This window comes from Providencia alcalifaciens (assembly GCF_915403165.1).
In the GTDB taxonomy this organism is placed as follows: domain Bacteria; phylum Pseudomonadota; class Gammaproteobacteria; order Enterobacterales; family Enterobacteriaceae; genus Providencia; species Providencia alcalifaciens_C.
Map to the genome: position 1 here is coordinate 2274711 of NZ_OU659204.1, position 16381 is coordinate 2291091.

General features: G+C 42.8%; 14 protein-coding genes. 1 reads left to right on the plus strand and 13 read right to left on the minus strand.

Annotation, left to right across the window (positions count from 1 at the left end):
- The first annotated feature begins 41 nt into the window (after positions 1-41).
- Positions 42-3488 carry a transcription-repair coupling factor gene (mfd, locus tag LDO73_RS10525; protein WP_224057840.1) on the plus strand — a complete coding sequence of 1149 codons (3447 nt, stop codon included), beginning with the start codon at positions 42-44 and terminating at the stop codon, positions 3486-3488.
- An 81-nt stretch (positions 3489-3569) separates the two neighbouring features.
- Here the strand turns inward: mfd and LDO73_RS10530 are convergent, their stop codons facing one another.
- The 13 genes from LDO73_RS10530 to tmk all read right to left on the minus strand — a co-directional run bounded on the left by LDO73_RS10530 (position 3570) and on the right by tmk (position 16374).
- On the minus strand, positions 3570-3932 hold the full coding sequence (locus LDO73_RS10530; RefSeq protein ID WP_224057841.1) for a tetratricopeptide repeat protein: 363 nt from the start codon (positions 3930-3932) through the stop codon (positions 3570-3572).
- Positions 3933-3943: 11 nt separating this feature from the next.
- Positions 3944-4546 carry a UmoD family flagellar biogenesis regulator gene (gene umoD / locus LDO73_RS10535; RefSeq protein ID WP_224057842.1) on the minus strand — a complete coding sequence of 201 codons (603 nt, stop codon included), beginning with the start codon at positions 4544-4546 and terminating at the stop codon, positions 3944-3946.
- Between the two features lie 515 nt (positions 4547-5061).
- On the minus strand, positions 5062-6366 hold the full coding sequence (locus LDO73_RS10540; protein WP_224057843.1) for an NAD(P)/FAD-dependent oxidoreductase: 1305 nt from the start codon (positions 6364-6366) through the stop codon (positions 5062-5064).
- Positions 6367-6663: 297 nt separating this feature from the next.
- The gene (locus LDO73_RS10545) at positions 6664-8283 is read right to left on the minus strand and encodes a bifunctional metallophosphatase/5'-nucleotidase (protein ID WP_224057844.1); all 1620 of its coding nucleotides are present in this window, start codon (positions 8281-8283) and stop codon (positions 6664-6666) included.
- Between the two features lie 17 nt (positions 8284-8300).
- Positions 8301-9650 (minus strand): OprD family outer membrane porin, encoded by a 1350-nt coding sequence (locus LDO73_RS10550; protein WP_224057845.1) that lies wholly within the window; start codon positions 9648-9650, stop codon positions 8301-8303.
- Positions 9651-10581: 931 nt separating this feature from the next.
- Positions 10582-11607, minus strand: coding sequence for a beta-N-acetylhexosaminidase (gene nagZ / locus LDO73_RS10555; RefSeq protein WP_132495266.1), 1026 nt, complete (start codon positions 11605-11607; stop codon positions 10582-10584).
- Positions 11608-11672: 65 nt separating this feature from the next.
- Complete coding sequence (locus LDO73_RS10560; protein WP_224057846.1) at positions 11673-12557, minus strand: phosphotransferase; 885 nt, start codon at positions 12555-12557, stop codon at positions 11673-11675.
- Positions 12550-13143: a penicillin-binding protein activator LpoB gene (gene lpoB / locus LDO73_RS10565; protein WP_224057847.1), complete on the minus strand. Its 594-nt coding sequence runs from the start codon at positions 13141-13143 to the stop codon at positions 12550-12552. Before lpoB ends, LDO73_RS10560 begins: the two co-directional genes overlap by 8 nt.
- A complete protein-coding gene (locus tag LDO73_RS10570; RefSeq protein WP_224057848.1) occupies positions 13140-13559 on the minus strand; it encodes a YcfL family protein in 420 nt (139 codons plus the stop codon). Before LDO73_RS10570 ends, lpoB begins: the two co-directional genes overlap by 4 nt.
- Positions 13560-13565: 6 nt before the next feature.
- A complete protein-coding gene (gene hinT / locus LDO73_RS10575; RefSeq protein ID WP_006660814.1) occupies positions 13566-13916 on the minus strand; it encodes a purine nucleoside phosphoramidase in 351 nt (116 codons plus the stop codon).
- 33 nt (positions 13917-13949) lie between these two features.
- Complete coding sequence (locus tag LDO73_RS10580; RefSeq protein ID WP_154603581.1) at positions 13950-14732, minus strand: metal-dependent hydrolase; 783 nt, start codon at positions 14730-14732, stop codon at positions 13950-13952.
- 12 nt (positions 14733-14744) lie between these two features.
- Complete coding sequence (gene holB / locus LDO73_RS10585; protein WP_224061175.1) at positions 14745-15737, minus strand: DNA polymerase III subunit delta'; 993 nt, start codon at positions 15735-15737, stop codon at positions 14745-14747.
- 10 nt (positions 15738-15747) lie between these two features.
- Positions 15748-16374 carry a dTMP kinase gene (gene tmk / locus LDO73_RS10590; RefSeq protein WP_224057849.1) on the minus strand — a complete coding sequence of 209 codons (627 nt, stop codon included), beginning with the start codon at positions 16372-16374 and terminating at the stop codon, positions 15748-15750.
- Positions 16375-16381: the final 7 nt, after the last annotated feature.

Sequence of the window (16381 nt, forward strand, 5' to 3'; positions counted from 1 at the left end):
TCATTAATTAACTAGTTAGCTATGAGAAGCTGAATATTTCTATGTCGTCAAATTATCGTTATGAACTGCCCAGTCGTGCTGGAGATGTCCGCCATTTAGGCTGCTTAATTGGTGCTGCAGGCCCCTTAGAATGCGCAGAAATGATTGAACGCCATCAAGGTCCTGTGGTGATTGTCACACGTGATATGCAAAACGCATTACGCGTTCGTGATGAACTTCAACAATTCACCCAACATCCTATAGAGACACTATCGGATTGGGAAACGTTACCCTACGATAATTTTTCGCCACATCAAGAAATCATCTCTCACCGTTTGTCCACTCTATACCGCTTGCCAACGCTGCAAAAAGGGGCACTGATCCTCCCCGTTAATACCTTAATGCAGAAAGTGTGCCCTGCTGATTTTCTAACGGGACATGCCTTAGTGATGGCTAAAGGCGATAAGCTCTCGCGCGATAGCCTGCGAGACGAACTGGATAAAGCCGGATACCGCCATGTTGAGCAAGTGCTTGAGCATGGTGAATATGCCATTCGCGGAGCATTACTCGACTTATTCCCAATGGGTAGCGACCTGCCATTTCGTATCGACTTTTTTGATGATGAAATTGACAGCTTACGCACCTTTGACGTCGATACCCAACGCACCTTAGAAGAAGTCAGCGCAATAAACTTATTGCCTGCTCATGAATTTCCGACCGATAAAGACGCTATCGAGCGTTTTCGTAGCCAATGGCGTGAACGTTTTGAAGTCCGCCGTGACCCGGAACATATATACCAGCAGGTGAGTAAAAATACTCTGCCAAGTGGGATTGAGTATTGGCAGCCACTGTTTTTCGCTGAGCCGTTGCCTTCTTTATTTGAATATTTACCCGCGAACACTCTGTTTGTTTCGCAAAATCTACAAGAACCCGCAGAGCGTTTCCAGCAAGATACTCAGCAGCGTTATGAAAGCCGTGGTGTTGACCCAATGCGCCCATTGCTTCCTCCTGCCGAGTTATGGTTAACCGTCGAACAACTGAATCAGAACTTAAAAAATTGGCCTCGGGTACAGTTGTCTACGGAAAAATTACCGAAGAAAGCGGCCAATACCAATTTAGACTATCAGCCACTTCCAGATATTAGTACCCAAGGACAAAGTAAAAACCCACTGGAAAAACTGCGTCAGTTCACCGAACAGTTTGATGGCACCATAGTGTTCTCCGTGGAAAGTGAAGGACGCCGTGAAACGGTGAGCGAATTACTCGCACGCCTAAAAATTCGCCCTGAAATTATCAATAATTATTTTGGTCAAACCCAAGACCGCTTTGCTATTACGATTGGCGCGGCTGAACATGGATTTATTCAACCAGAAAGCCATCGCGCCTTAATTTGCGAAAGTGATTTACTGGGTGAGCGAGTGGTACGCCGCCGCAGTGACCAACGCCGAACCATCAATACCGATATTCTTATTCGTAACCTTGCCGAGTTACGCCCAGGTCAACCCGTGGTTCATATTGAGCATGGTGTCGGTCGCTATCAAGGCTTAATCACCTTAGAAGCAGGTGGTATTCCTGCCGAGTATTTGATCCTCACCTACGCAGGCGAAGATAAACTGTATGTCCCTGTCTCTTCATTACATTTAATTAGCCGTTATGCTGGTGGTGCTGATGACAATGCGCCGCTGCATAAATTAGGTAGTGATAGCTGGGGACGAGCTCGCCAAAAAGCGGCGGAAAAAGTGCGGGATGTGGCGGCTGAACTTCTGGATATTTATGCTCAACGCGCAGCTAAAGCAGGCTTCGCCTTCAAGCATGATAAAGAACAGTATCAGGAATTTTGCCAAGGTTTCCCATTCGAAACCACTACCGATCAAGAGATGGCGATTAACGCAGTATTGAGTGATATGTGCCAGCCGCTGGCAATGGATCGCTTAGTCTGTGGCGATGTGGGCTTTGGTAAAACTGAAGTCGCCATGCGCGCCGCATTTTTAGCCATCAACAATGATAAGCAAGTGGCGGTACTGGTTCCTACCACGCTATTAGCCCAGCAACATTATGATAATTTCCGCGACCGCTTTGCGAATTGGCCGGTACGTATCGAAATGCTATCGCGCTTTAAAACGGCCAAAGAGCAGCAACAAATTATTAGCGATACCGCAGAAGGCAAAGTGGATATTTTGATTGGTACCCATAAATTGCTACAAAGCGATATTCAATGGAAAGATCTGGGTTTGCTGGTGGTAGATGAAGAGCACCGCTTCGGGGTTCGTCACAAAGAACGCATTAAAGCGATGCGCGCTGACGTGGATATTCTGACCTTAACTGCGACGCCAATTCCACGTACCCTGAATATGGCAATGAGTGGTATGCGAGATTTATCGATTATCGCAACCCCACCTGCTCGCCGCTTAGCCGTAAAAACCTTTGTTCGCCAATATGATGATTTAGTGGTGCGAGAAGCGATTCTGCGAGAAACGTTACGCGGCGGTCAGGTTTATTATCTTTATAATGATGTGGAAAATATCGAGAAAGCCAAAGCACGCCTTGAAGCCTTAGTGCCCGAAGCGCGATTTGTTGTGGGTCACGGACAGATGCGTGAGCGCGAACTTGAGAGGGTCATGACGGACTTCCACCATCAACGGTTTAATGTCCTGATCTGCACCACGATTATTGAAACAGGTATTGATATCCCAACAGCAAATACCATTATTATTGAACGTGCTGACCACTTTGGTTTAGCTCAATTACATCAGCTACGCGGTCGTGTGGGTCGTTCCCATCACCAAGCTTATGCTTACCTGCTGACACCGCATCCAAAAGCCATGACCACCGATGCACAAAAACGCCTTGAAGCAATTTCATCCCTTGAAGATTTAGGGGCTGGGTTTGCGCTGGCGACCCATGACCTTGAAATTCGAGGTGCTGGCGAGCTATTGGGTGAAGACCAAAGCGGGCAGATGACCACCATCGGTTTCACCTTATATATGGAGTTACTCGAAAGTGCGGTGGATGCACTGAAAGAAGGACGCGAACCATCTCTTGAGGATCTCACCAGTCAACAAACTGAAGTGGAACTGCGTATGCCAGTGCTACTGCCTGATGAGTATATCCACGATGTGAATATCCGACTGTCTTTCTATAAACGTATTGCCAGCGCTAAAGATCAGGCAGAACTGGATGAGCTGCGTATCGAGCTTATTGACCGCTTTGGTACTTTACCTGATGCGGGTAAATTCTTGCTGTCGACAGCAGGCATTCGTTTACAAGCGCAAAAACTGGGCATGAAACGGATTGAAGCTCATGAGAAAGGCGGATTTATTGAGTTCAATGAACGCAACAAAGTCGACCCGATGTTCTTAATCAGCTTACTGCAAAATCAGCCGAAAACGTTCCGCATGGAAGGCCCAGTCCGTTTGAAATTCTTCCACGATTTAGCCGATAGAGCGACGCGTTTAGACTTTATCAAGCAGCTAGTCGCTGATTTTGATGAGCATCAGCTAGTGTCGTAGGGGCAGTCACTCTCAACAAAAAAGCCATCGATTCATTATGCTTCGATGGCTTTCTTTTATATGGTTTTAACCAATAAATAACTACTTTTTATTATCTATCAAATGACCTATCGCTTCTAAGTGCCCCAGCGCGTCACTATTGCCCTGCGCCGCAGATTTTTGGAACCATTCTAAGGATTGGTGAGAGTCATCAGATAAACGCTCACTGGTTTCATACATTATTCCCATCATATATTGCGCTTGAGCATGCCCTTGGCTAGCCGCTTTTAGATACCACTCAATGGCTTTTTCTTCATTTTCTTCAACTCCTTCCCCCACATCATACAGGGTACCAACTTCGTACTGTGCATCGAGGTCGCCACTTTTGGCTTTCAACATGAGTTCATTAAATGAGGGAATATTGCGCGACGTGAAACCTAAAAATTCCAGTAATTTTTTAAGCATGGTTTCTCTTTCTACTCAAATATTCCAAAGGTATTTTTGCCCGTTTTGACTTCCAGTATGGTAGACGGTTGGTAAGCTTTTGGTAGGTCATCTGGCTTCATACAGTAAAATGGCAAAATGCTTTTTGCCCCTTCACGCAAGGTTTCACATGCCGCTTTACTGGACATGGTTAAATCTAGCTGCCCATTTTCATTTAGAGGAATAAACACCGTTGGCTCATACGGCATTCTCACTTTACCAATCGTATCGCCAATACGGTAAATAACATCATACCCTACAATAATCTGCTCTAAACTCTTGGTGATCACGCAAGTTCTCGGTTCATTGTTGGAAAATGGTGGTAGCGACCTTCCTTGTAAGGACTGGATCATCAAAATAGTTCTGCACTCGCGTTGCGCAGGGTGCCAACGAGATAAAGACTCTTGCGTGAATGAGCCTAAAATACCCGTAACCGAACAGTTTTCATGTTCCACCATACGCGTTGCTCTAATGGGTTCGGTAGATAAAACAGTGGCAATTTTCACTTCGTCACTACGTACAAAAGAGAAATAAACAGCAGCAATTAGGCAAACAACAACGAATGCGGCTAACAACAACTTAATTTTTAGCTTCATCGTTTGCCCTTTTATTAAATAGTGAGTGTGTTAGCTATTGTAGCTTATCTAGTATCAACTACATTAATTACATACAAGAAATATGGTTTTTTAGATTAGTCTGAATATGAGACATACATCTTATTTACTTACGCGTAATAAGTTTACCGCGAATAGTCGTAAATAATTAACTAAATCAATTTCAATATATTGCACCACATTAGAATATTCTCTATTTCTTTGTTTTTTAACAAAAAAACGAAGCCTACCAATTAATGTGTATTATGAGTGATTTAAATTTATAATATATCGCCTTTTTGTATTAAATCACACTTAACCCAAACTCATTAGGATAATTAGCTGATTTTATGGCGTCTATTTAATGAATAAGTATTTAAAATATATGCGCCGTTTTAACTGGATATTATTATTTATTTTAAATACATCTTTATTCTGATTGGAGGATACACACGATTATTCGCTGATAACCGTGTGTATCCTTACGATTGCAGTACCAAAAAAACAATCACTATCGATTAATGTAATTTCAGTTTAGGTCGAATAATACGGTTAATGCTGCCAACTAGCATCATTAAACCCGTTTTTATATAGCCGTGTAATGCAATTTGGTGCATGCGATATAGGGAAATATAGACGAAACGAGCTATGCGTCCTTCTACCATCATATCTCCACGCATTAAGTTACCCATCAAGCTACCTACGGTACTAAAGCGAGATAACGAAACTAATGAACCATGATCTTTGTAAATGTAGTTTTTCAGTGGCTTATCTTTCATTAATGCCACGATATTGTCATAGCATAAGCTCGCCATTTGATGAGCGGATTGTGCTCTTGGTGGGACAAAGCCACCTTCCGGTTTTGCACAAGATGCGCAGTCACCAATGGCGAATATCCCATCATCCAACGTGGTTTGTAATGTCGGCTTAACCACCAATTGATTGATGCGATTGGTTTCTAAACCTGCAATATCTTTCATAAAATCAGGTGCTTTGATCCCCGCAGCCCACACCATTAAGTCAGCATAAATTTTACCGTCTTCTTTGGTATTTAAGCCATCGGTATCCGCGCTTGTTACCATGGTTTTGGTTAACACTTTCACGCCCAATTTATTCAGTTCTTGGTGTGCTGCGCTTGAAATACGTGGAGGTAATGCAGGTAAAATACGCTCACCCGCTTCCACTAACGTCACATTTAACGCATCTGTGTCTAACCCTTTAAAACCATAGCTCGTTAACTGCTCAACCGCATTATACAGTTCTGCAGAAAGCTCAACCCCCGTTGCCCCACCGCCGACAATAGCGATATTCACTTTTTCTTCCGCATTATCACGTACTGAATAACGCAAGAATAAATTCAGCATTTCATCGTGAAAACGGTGAGCTTGTGCAGGACTATCAAGGAAAATACAGTTTTCTTTTACGCCTGGGGTGCCAAAATCATTCGAGGCACTTCCCAACGCCATGACTAAAATATCGTAATCAATTTCACGCAATGGTACTAACAGCTCACCGTCTTTGTCACGTAATTCACCGAGAACCACTTTTTTGTTTTCTCGGTCGATATTTGTGAGGGAGCCTAATTGGAAGTGAAATGCATTGTGACGAGCATGGGCTAAATAACTGATAGCATCAACACCATCATCCAGTGAACCCGTCGCCACTTCATGAAGTAATGGTTTCCATAAATGACTTGGGTTACGGTCAATCAGCGTGATATCCGCACGTTTTTTACGCCCTAATTTACGTCCTAAACGTGTTGCCAGTTCTAAACCACCAGCACCACCGCCTACAACAACGATTTTAGGTTGAGTTAAGGTCATACGCCCCTCATATAAAATATATTAATGTTATTTAAGATTTCTAATAACAAAAAACTTAAATAACACTAATTCACCGTCTTTTATTTTGTTCGGGTTTGAAGAATATCATGTCTGGTCATTTGGTCATACCAAATGTTGATGCAAATCAACTTAGTTGATTATTATGACAACGATCACGCTCGTCAAATCATTTTTTGAAAAAAAAGAAACGAGTCAGCTTTATTTAACTTAGAGACAAAAAAGCCCGAGAATGGCGTTATTCTCGGGCTTGGAAACCTAGCATTTTGTGAGGGTATTTTACTTCACTTTCTTAATACGCTCGTCCGTCGGTAACTGAATTGGCGAGTTATCTTTGAAGTATTTCATCAACGCTTCGTTATCCGGCAGGCTATAAATACGGTCTTTACCTTGTTTAAAGGTAGAGAAACGGCTACCACCCGTTGCCAGAAACTCATTGGCAGCGACACGATAGCTTTTCTTCATATCGATTGGCTTGCCATTTAATTTCATGGAGCCTGTAATCACTTTATCGCCTACCGCACGACTGTCATCCCATTCATAATAAAAACCGTGGGAAACTGGCATGACTTGCGGGCGTTCACGATCCCACTGTTGCTCTAACGCTTGTTTAATTTGCGCCCCAGTTAATGATTGTGTAACGACCACATTCGAGAATGGCTGCACCGTAAAGATATCACCGTAGGTCAGCTCCCCTGCTTTGAGATCAGCACGAATGCCACCGCTGTTCATAAAGGCAATTTGAGCACCGCCAGCATCTGGTGTCGCTGCAGCATACAGCTGAGCATCAGCGATAATTTTACCTAATGTTGAATCACCACCCGACGCTAATTTTTTATCCGCAGGTGCACTCAAAATCCCCATGACTTGTTCAGCAATCGGTTTGGAGATGCGTTCATAGTTTTGGATAAAGCGGCTTAATTGAGGATCTTTCTCATAACGGCTTGTTTCAACCGGGATATTTTTCGCATTAATGCTGATGATATCGTTGGTTTTTCTATCAATTTCAATATTCAATTGAGACAGTAATGTCCCGTTAGATTGTGCTGAAATGACTTTCTTACCATTAATATCACAGTTATACGCTTGATGTGTATGCCCGCTCACCACAAAGTCCACATCGGCATCGAGCTGCTTAACAATCTCGACAATAGGCCCTTTGATATTGTCGCAACGGTTAATATCTTTAACCTTGGTATCCACTTGCTGAGTTGCTCCTTCGTGGATCAACACACCGATACTGCGAATACCTTGCGCCTTAAGCAATTTCACCTGTTGGTTAATGGTTTCGGCTTCATTTTTAAACTCTAAGCCTGCGGTACCACTTGGCGTAACGATGGCAGGCGTTCCTTCCAGCGTTAAACCAATAAATGCCATTGGCACGCCATCAAATTTCTTAACATAATAAGATGGGAATAGCGTTTCACCGGTCTCTTTGACAATCACGTTCGCGGCTAAATAGTTAAAGTCAGCACCAGCAAAAGACTCTTTACCCACACAGCCTGCGGTTGGGTGGCATCCGCCATTTTGCTTTCTCAGTAACTCGACTTTACCTTTATCGAACTCATGGTTGCCGACTGCACTGGTCTCAAGACCAATTGCGCTAAGCGCTTCAATGGTTGGCTCATCGTAGAACATCGATGACAGTAATGGACTCGCACCCACTAAATCCCCTGCGCCCACAATGATGGTGTTGTCGTTTTCCGCTTTTAATTGCTTGACCAGTGTCGCAATGGATTCGATTCCACCGAGTTTACCATCCCCCGGCGCTTGTAATGCACCGTGGAAATCGTTAATACCAATGACTTGAACTTTTACGGTATCGCTCTGTTTCGTGGCACAGCCTGCTAATAAAGCACCTGATACCAGCAATGTCACTAAACTGATTTTATGATTCATCTATTCATTGCCCCCAATTACATTTTAAAGCGATAAGTGGTTGTCATCGAACCGGATAACGAATGTGCGCGACGCGACTCACCATCATACAGTTTTGGTGTGGAGTTATCAGACTCTTGCTGATGATGCCAGCCCATACCGCCACTTAATGAAACGGAAAGGTTCTCAGTTGGTTTCCAGTAGGTAAATAAGCCAACCTGACCTTGTTTTAAACGCTCACCTGAGTAAGAGAATTCACTGTAGTTACTGTTAGCCCCGACAGACCAAGTTGGGTTAACTTGATATTCGGCTTTTAACGCCAGCATGGTTTCACCATCACGAACATAGTCGATATCGGCGTAGGCTGGTGAATTAAAACGTCCACGAGTATTACCAATTGGGTTACGCGCAAATTGCCCTACACCATTGGTTTTATGTGCGGTGGTATGCGTGATGCCCGTCATTAAAGTCCATGGCGTTTCTGGAACGCGCCACTCAATTTCACCCGCATAGTGCCAAGCACGCTTATCAAAGTTTTGTTTGCCACGTTTGGTATCTGTCGATGTACGCTTACCATCGCTACCGTATTCATGACCATAAATTTGAGAAGATAAGGTGATATCGGAGTTAAGTTTATATTTGATCTCTAAGCCTTGTTGACGGAAAACATCATCCGCCTGACCAATAAAATAAGAGGCTTTCAATGGTTTGGTGTTGTAGTTAATGCCACCTGTAACCACATGGTTGATATCGTGATTGACACCATTTCCGTCACGGAAATACATTCTGTCAATATTCGGGCTATCTCGACGCATCACTTTGCCATCAAGATAAAGTAAATCTAAGTTCCAATCGCTAATTGCGGTGTTGGTATAATAACCATTATAGGTGTTTAAAGATAAACGCTGGGAGTTGGTAAAAATACCTGTATTTTTCAACGTGAACCAACCCGCTTTACCTTTGAAATTAACGGGTTCAAAGTCTAATTTAAATTTAGCGTAACGCTGACCAATTTTGTTATAGCCTTTCGCTTCACCATCATCGTTATATAAAATCGCTCGGGAGGCGAAGTCTTTACTTGCTGCCAGTTTGATCGCGCCATAATAAGAGGCATCAAACCCGATAAAATCAGCAAAATATCCTGATTGGTAATCTAACTGAATATTCTGCCCCCAAGCTTGGGCAACTTGTTTTCTGTAACGTTGCTCATTGGCATCGTAACGGTTTTCTGACTTCAAGTATTTCCACATATTTCGTGTAGAAAGCTCTAATTCAGAGTCTGCAACAAATGAGTTTTCCTTGATGGCATTTTCCCAATCGCCAGCATTAGCCCCAAATGCAACGAAACAAGATGGAAACAATATTAACACTATTTTTTTGACTTTCATTTAAATTAAACCTAGTCGTGATTATTAGAATATAACTACCCGCACCCAATTTTTATTGGGCGTTATGACACCTTGCTATCTTTCAATAAGTAACAATTTCATTTAGCTTTAATTACTGCAATAGTCTTTAATGATTATTTAATTTAAGTTTCACCCTCTATTCTTTAAGCGCAATTTATTTTTTGGCATTAAGAATAAAATTTTAATTATTTTACAAGTCGAAATAATTAATCTAAACATATTGATTTGATTTAAGTTAACTCCATAATTTTAGACTTGTTTGGGCGATATTCAACCGCACTCTTAAGGAGCGTTTTGAGTTGATATTCATAATGAAAAGCATGCTAACGTAATTTTGTGTCAATTAACACGATCAGCGTCACAACAAACTAGATACATTGCAAATCACACATCATTCGATGTGATGTTAATCACTTTATAGGCTATTACATCTATTAATTGAACTCCATATTTAAACAATAACTTTGCTATTTTAATCATCTATATTTTAATGAAATGTTATTTACTAAAGTTAAATAACATTTTTATTTAAACCAATAACATTAATCCATAACCTAGATCTTCAATTTAAATAAATCTCTAAGTCAATCATTCTGTTTTTAAGCGATATACTGGTTTGAACAGTTGAAATGAAGAATATTTATCGTACATAAAGAGATTATTTAACGCCAGTCTATAATTATAACTAGGAATTATTCCTAGTTCATTCCATACATTAGCTAATATTGATGCACATTTTTTACACATATATTGAATATAGATACAGTATTACTAATCAAATATGACAATCAAATTCCTTTTTCATACTCAATTTATACCAATAAAGTTACCCGTAACTTATTCAGTGAGTTTAAGATAAAAAAAAACCGATGGGTCATTATCCCATCGGTTCATTTTCAACGCGATTTAATTAGCGATTACGGTGTTCTTGCCATTTTTCATGTAGTTCGACTAACTGACGGTGACTTTGCTTCCAACGATCCACAGATTGCAGCTCATTCAATGAATATTGACGGCCACTGTGATACAGCTTAGAAGCGCGGCTATCACTTTGTTTCGGTAAATTATCCAGAACACTCACCGCACCTTCACGATTATTACAAACAAGGATCATGTCACAGCCCGCGTTCAATGATGCTTTCGCTCTCTCAGGATAACTTCCCATAATCGCAGCACCTTCCATCGATAAGTCATCAGAGAAGATAACGCCATCGAAGCCAAGCTGCTCACGTAATACTGATTTTAACCAGAATGGTGAACCACTCGCAGGGCGATCATCAGCTTGAGTATAAACCACATGGGCAGGCATAATCGCATCAAGCAATTCACGCTGAATAAAATCTTTAAAAATAGACATATCCTTGCCGCGAATTTGCTCTAATGGGCGATCATCTCGTGGCGTTTCTTTATGGGAATCGGCTTTGACGGCCCCATGCCCTGGGAAGTGTTTACCTGTGGTTTTCATTCCTGCACTGTGCATACCGCGAATAAAACGCTCTGCCATCACCATCGCAATTTCAGGATCTGCGTGGAATGAACGCTCACCAATGGCGATGCTTTCGTGCCCTAAATCTAATACCGGTGCAAAGCTAATATCGATATCCATAGCAATCATTTCTGCCGCCATTAACCAGCCTGCTTCTTGTGCTAATTTAGCACCGTCCATCTGATTGTTCAGTGCAGCAAAAGCTTGCGCGGAAGGTAATGCGGTAAATCCATCACGAAAACGCTGTACACGGCCACCTTCTTGATCCACAGCAATCAATAAACGGTGCCTTGATGCATCACGGATTTGTCGCACTAACTCACGCAACTGTGCCGCATCATGGAAGTTACGGGTAAATAAAATCAACCCGCCTACCAGTGGATGAGCTAAAATTTCACGCTCTTCGTTGTCCAGTTCATAGCCCTGAACATCCAGCATTATCGGACCCATAACATGCCTCACTTGATTAATTTTCACAAATTCTCGTATATTCACGGAGATTTTATATTGCCCAATCAAAGACCAAAATAGTCTCGTAATGGGGAAGAATCATTTAAAAACTGCGCTTCTTGACGCTGGCACCACTGAACTTCATACCACATTAACGTCATGTATTTGACCCACGGCTCCCATTGCAAACAGTGCTCTGCCAAACGGTGTTTATCTTTATAGGCACCATAGGTGGGGCAATATTGCGTCAAGAAATAATCTCGTTGTTCTACCGTCAGGCTATTGAATTGAAAATAGGTTTCTAGGGACAACCCAATATCGGTATTTGCTGCATATTCCCAATCCACTAGCATTTTTGGCACCCCTTGCTCACACAGCACATTACCCGGATGAATATCCATATGGGCGGGTGCGAGCTTTAATACCTTTGGCATTGGCGTGCGTAGGAAACGATGATGTACCCGCTTCCAGCGTGCTGAGACTCTTTTATTATCAATTAAATAGCCGTAATGAGCAATCTCATTACGTAACGGTAATCGGTAATTTAATACGTCATGATTATGGAGCTTGGCAACGATCCCTGCCAATTTTTTTTGAAATTCAAAAGAAAGAAATTGTTCGCCACTAGGATGATCGCCATCAACCCATTCCAATAATAACCAATGGGTATTACGCCCAAGGACTTGGGGGGAATAAGGAAAATCTTTCAGTTGCTTAAGAATATGCGCTTCTTTGCGGCGATTAACATACAACGCATTTTGCGCTTGCCCATCTGAGCGGGCGATTAATTTAATGGGGGGAACAGTATCTTGAGTTTGAGTAGAGTATCGATATTCAACTAAATAGCTGCCTCCCGATAACCCCGCTAATGGAGAGACTTCCCAGCATGATGCTAAAACTGCTGGGAAGCATTCAGAAAGTAATGCAAACAGTGATGATTGATTACTCAATACTCTGTTTTCCAGACCACACAATTTCACCGGTTTGCACGTCCATTAACTGCATTTCAATGCTGCGATCTTTGGTGGAACCTGACATAACACTATAAATCACATACTGGGCTTGAACATAACGCCCTAAACCAATCGCTTTACTGCGAGTGACCAGACTATCATCCTGTGACAATCCCAATGTTTTGCGGGCTGCACTGACGACACCTTGAGGAACCACTTTAAACTTATTGGTTTTCATGACTTCATTGGTTAATGCTGCCGTTACTGCCTGTGAAGGCAAGCTTCCGCTGGTATTATTTTTGACAGAATCGACCAGCAAAACTTTGCCACTTTCAACGCCATCGTCCGCCACCATTTTATTGACTAACGGCTGTAATGCCCCGGCCCAATCAACGGTTTGCTGCTTTGGTGGCATCGGTACTGTGTCCGTTGGTGGTGGAGGCGTTAATTCCGGCTGCTTTTCAGGCTGTTTCGGTGTTACACCAGGTTCAACAGGAACAATTGGGGGTTTAGGCCCTTGAGGGACTGACGGACAACCTGCCAAAATAAATGCTGCTGCTGCGACCAATAAGATCCGTTTCATTGTGACTCTCCAGCCGTTGAAGGTAAGAAAACATAGATACGCGCATTACGTGCAAGCGGGGATGTTGTGACCTCTTTTAGCATCACTGATGAATTAGCCGGGATGACTTGAGGCTGACTCTTTGTTGAATCCACTCTCAATCCTTGCTCGTCATACCAAAAGATACGATACAGCACAGTGACCGGTTTCTTTTCAATATTGCTCATGTTGATAGTTGCGGTTGCCGTTACGCTACCAACCTTGATCACCGGTTTTTCTACAATCACACCTGCTGCTAGCACGGAAGGCTCCATCACGATGCGCTGCTGATCATTAAATGATAACCCTGTTTTTTTGTTCCAAACACAACCACTGAGAAACAGCGTAAGTAAGCCCAGTGTGGCGACGTATTTTAAGGTTGATGCAGCGCGTTTCATGATGAATTACTTAGCCAATAATGGGCCTAATGGACGTCCACCCACTAAGTGCATATGAATGTGGAAGACTTCTTGTCCTGAATGTTTGTTGCAGTTCATAATCAGGCGATAACCATCTTCTGCAATCCCTTCTTCTTTCGCAATTTTCGCCGCCACGGTAAATAAGCGCCCTAATGCCAGCTCATCATCAACCGTCACATCATTCACGGTTGGGATTAATTTATTCGGAATGATCAAAATATGCGTCGGCGCTTGTGCCGCGATATCACGAAATGCAGTGACCAGCTCGTCTTGATATACGATCTCGGAAGGGATTTCACGTCGAATAATTTTACTGAAAATAGTCTCTTCTGCCATGACAAATTCCTTAATAATTTAATAGTTATCTATTTATTGCCCAGCGCGTAAATGGAATAAACGGTTGAAGTTCTCAGTGGTGATTTGTGCCATTTCTTCAACACTCACCCCTTTCAATACAGCCATATACTCCACCACATCACGTACATACGCAGGTTGGTTCTCTTTGCCACGATGCGGTACTGGGGCTAAGTAAGGTGAATCTGTTTCCACTAAAATTCTATCTAATGGCACAACTCGCGCAGCTTCTCGGATCTGTTCAGCATTACGGAACGTGACAATACCGGAAAAAGAGATGTACATCCCTAAATCCAGTAAATCGATAGCCGTTTGTTGGTCTTCCGTAAAGCAGTGCAACACACCGCCACACTCGTCAACTTTCTCTTCCCGTAAAATAGACAGTGTATCTTCTCGCGCGGAACGAGTATGCACAATCACGGGCTTATTCACTTGACGACCAATGCGAATATGCTGACGAAATGACTCTTGCTGCAGTGCCGCATTCTCTTGCTGATAATAGTAATCTAAGCCCGTTTCACCAAGCGCGACCACTTCACTACCCGCTGCTAATTGCGCCAATTTTTCAAAATCATAACCTTCATCCAAGTTTAATGGATGAATACCACAAGAAAACGCAACATTGTCGCGCTTTCCAATTAACTGTTTCATGCTTTCAAAACCTGGCAAGGTGGTTGCCACGGCCAACATAAAGCCGACATCTCGTGCAGATGCCTTTGCGATAACATCATCGACGTTAGTGTGTAATTTTTCATAATCTAAACAGTCGAGATGGCAGTGTGAATCAACAACAAACATAGTCTACTCTTTTTATCTTGAAGGCGAAGCGAATAACGCTTCCCAGTGTAATAACTGATTGGTCAGGAGTAACTCCTGATTTAGCGCAGGTACGGTTAGTAATTGGTAACGACACGCTTGCCACTGGCTATACACATCCAATAGCTGCGAACTGCTCATGGATGTTGCCAACAAAGTGACGCATGCCATTTTATCTTGGTTGACAACATACTGCCCTGCTTTTTGCTGCAATTTTATGCCATCGGCAATTAACCCGAGTAGCCAATTAATGCATTCAGGTCCATTATCAGTATTTAATGCTGGCAGAAGTTTTAAAAAATCTTTCTGACGTAAGCTCTGCTCTAACTCGTTGCATAATCGCTGACGTCGTTGCCACTGCTCAGGCTCAAGCAACTGCAATGCGGCAACAGGTGCGCCTTGGCACAATGTTAACGCAGTAACAGCATCCTCTACGGATAAACCCGCCTGCTGTTTTTGCAGCCAATATAACGCAACTTGCTGATCAGGCGCAGGTAGAAAGTGAGTTAAACAACGACTTCTTAATGTGGCCAGCAAGCTATCTAATTTTTCACAACCTAATAAAAAGTAGGTTTGCCCTGTGGGTTCTTCTAAGGTTTTGAGCAACGCGTTAGCCGCGGCATCCGTCAGTGCCTGTGCATCGGGAATGGAAACAATTTTTGCACCACTTTGTTGCGCATGACCACTTAATGTTTCAGTTAGCTTACGAACCGAATCAACACTGATGGTCGTTTTCCCTTTTTCAGGCTCTAGAACATGATAATCAGGATGTGTGCCAGCCAACATTAAACGGCAACTATGGCATTCTCCACAGCTTTTTAAACCATCTTTATTTTGGCAAATCAACCAACGGCTCACGCCATAGCTTAATGCTTCAGCCCCATTGCCCGCTATTGAATGAATCAACAATGCGTGGTGACCACGCCCTGCTTGATAAGCGCTTATTAATTGACGATAAGTTTCATTAAGCCATGGATACCAATTCATCATTCGAGCCTTATTTTGCCAGCCATGTCAGTAAGGTACTGCGAATATCGGCTTGCACTTGTTCAATGTTTTGGCTCGCATCGATGGTTAAAATAGTATCATCTGCCGCAGCCAGTTCTAAATAGCGCGCTCGAGTACGTTCAAAGAAAGCCAGCGATTCTTTCTCAATACGGTCTAATTCACCGCGAGAACGTGCGCGTTGTAAACCCAGTTCTGGCGGTAAATCTAAATAAAGAGTCAGAGCCGGTTTAAACTCACCAAGAACTAAGTCTCGTAATGACGCCATTAAGTGGCGATCGATTTCACGGCCACCGCCTTGGTATGCTTGGGAGGATAAATCGTGTCTATCACCAATGACCCATTTTCCTGCTGCAAGTGCGGGCTTGATGACCGTATCAACTAACTGAACACGCGCCGCATACAACATTAATAGCTCTGCTTTGTCGGTGACTCTATCACCTTCAATGCCTTGTTTTATCAATTCACGCAGTTGTTCAGCCAGTGGTGTACCACCCGGTTCACGGGTAAACACCATATCGTGAATGCCCGCTTGGTTTAATGTGTCAACAACGGTGTTGATTGCCGTCGTTTTACCCGCACCTTCTAATCCTTCAATAACAATAAATTGGTTTTTCATTTCGTTT

Coding starts and splice junctions, on each gene's coding strand:
- mfd (WP_224057840.1), top strand. CDS start 42: ATGTCGTCAAATTATCGTTATGAACTGCCCAGTCGTGCTGGAGATGTC.
- LDO73_RS10530 (WP_224057841.1), bottom strand. CDS start 3,932: ATGCTTAAAAAATTACTGGAATTTTTAGGTTTCACGTCGCGCAATATT.
- umoD (WP_224057842.1), bottom strand. CDS start 4,546: ATGAAGCTAAAAATTAAGTTGTTGTTAGCCGCATTCGTTGTTGTTTGC.
- LDO73_RS10540 (WP_224057843.1), bottom strand. CDS start 6,366: ATGACCTTAACTCAACCTAAAATCGTTGTTGTAGGCGGTGGTGCTGGT.
- LDO73_RS10545 (WP_224057844.1), bottom strand. CDS start 8,283: ATGAATCATAAAATCAGTTTAGTGACATTGCTGGTATCAGGTGCTTTA.
- LDO73_RS10550 (WP_224057845.1), bottom strand. CDS start 9,650: ATGAAAGTCAAAAAAATAGTGTTAATATTGTTTCCATCTTGTTTCGTT.
- nagZ (WP_132495266.1), bottom strand. CDS start 11,607: ATGGGTCCGATAATGCTGGATGTTCAGGGCTATGAACTGGACAACGAA.
- lpoB (WP_224057847.1), bottom strand. CDS start 13,143: ATGAAACGGATCTTATTGGTCGCAGCAGCAGCATTTATTTTGGCAGGT.
- LDO73_RS10570 (WP_224057848.1), bottom strand. CDS start 13,559: ATGAAACGCGCTGCATCAACCTTAAAATACGTCGCCACACTGGGCTTA.
- hinT (WP_006660814.1), bottom strand. CDS start 13,916: ATGGCAGAAGAGACTATTTTCAGTAAAATTATTCGACGTGAAATCCCT.
- LDO73_RS10580 (WP_154603581.1), bottom strand. CDS start 14,732: ATGTTTGTTGTTGATTCACACTGCCATCTCGACTGTTTAGATTATGAA.
- holB (WP_224061175.1), bottom strand. CDS start 15,737: ATGAATTGGTATCCATGGCTTAATGAAACTTATCGTCAATTAATAAGC.
- tmk (WP_224057849.1), bottom strand. CDS start 16,374: ATGAAAAACCAATTTATTGTTATTGAAGGATTAGAAGGTGCGGGTAAA.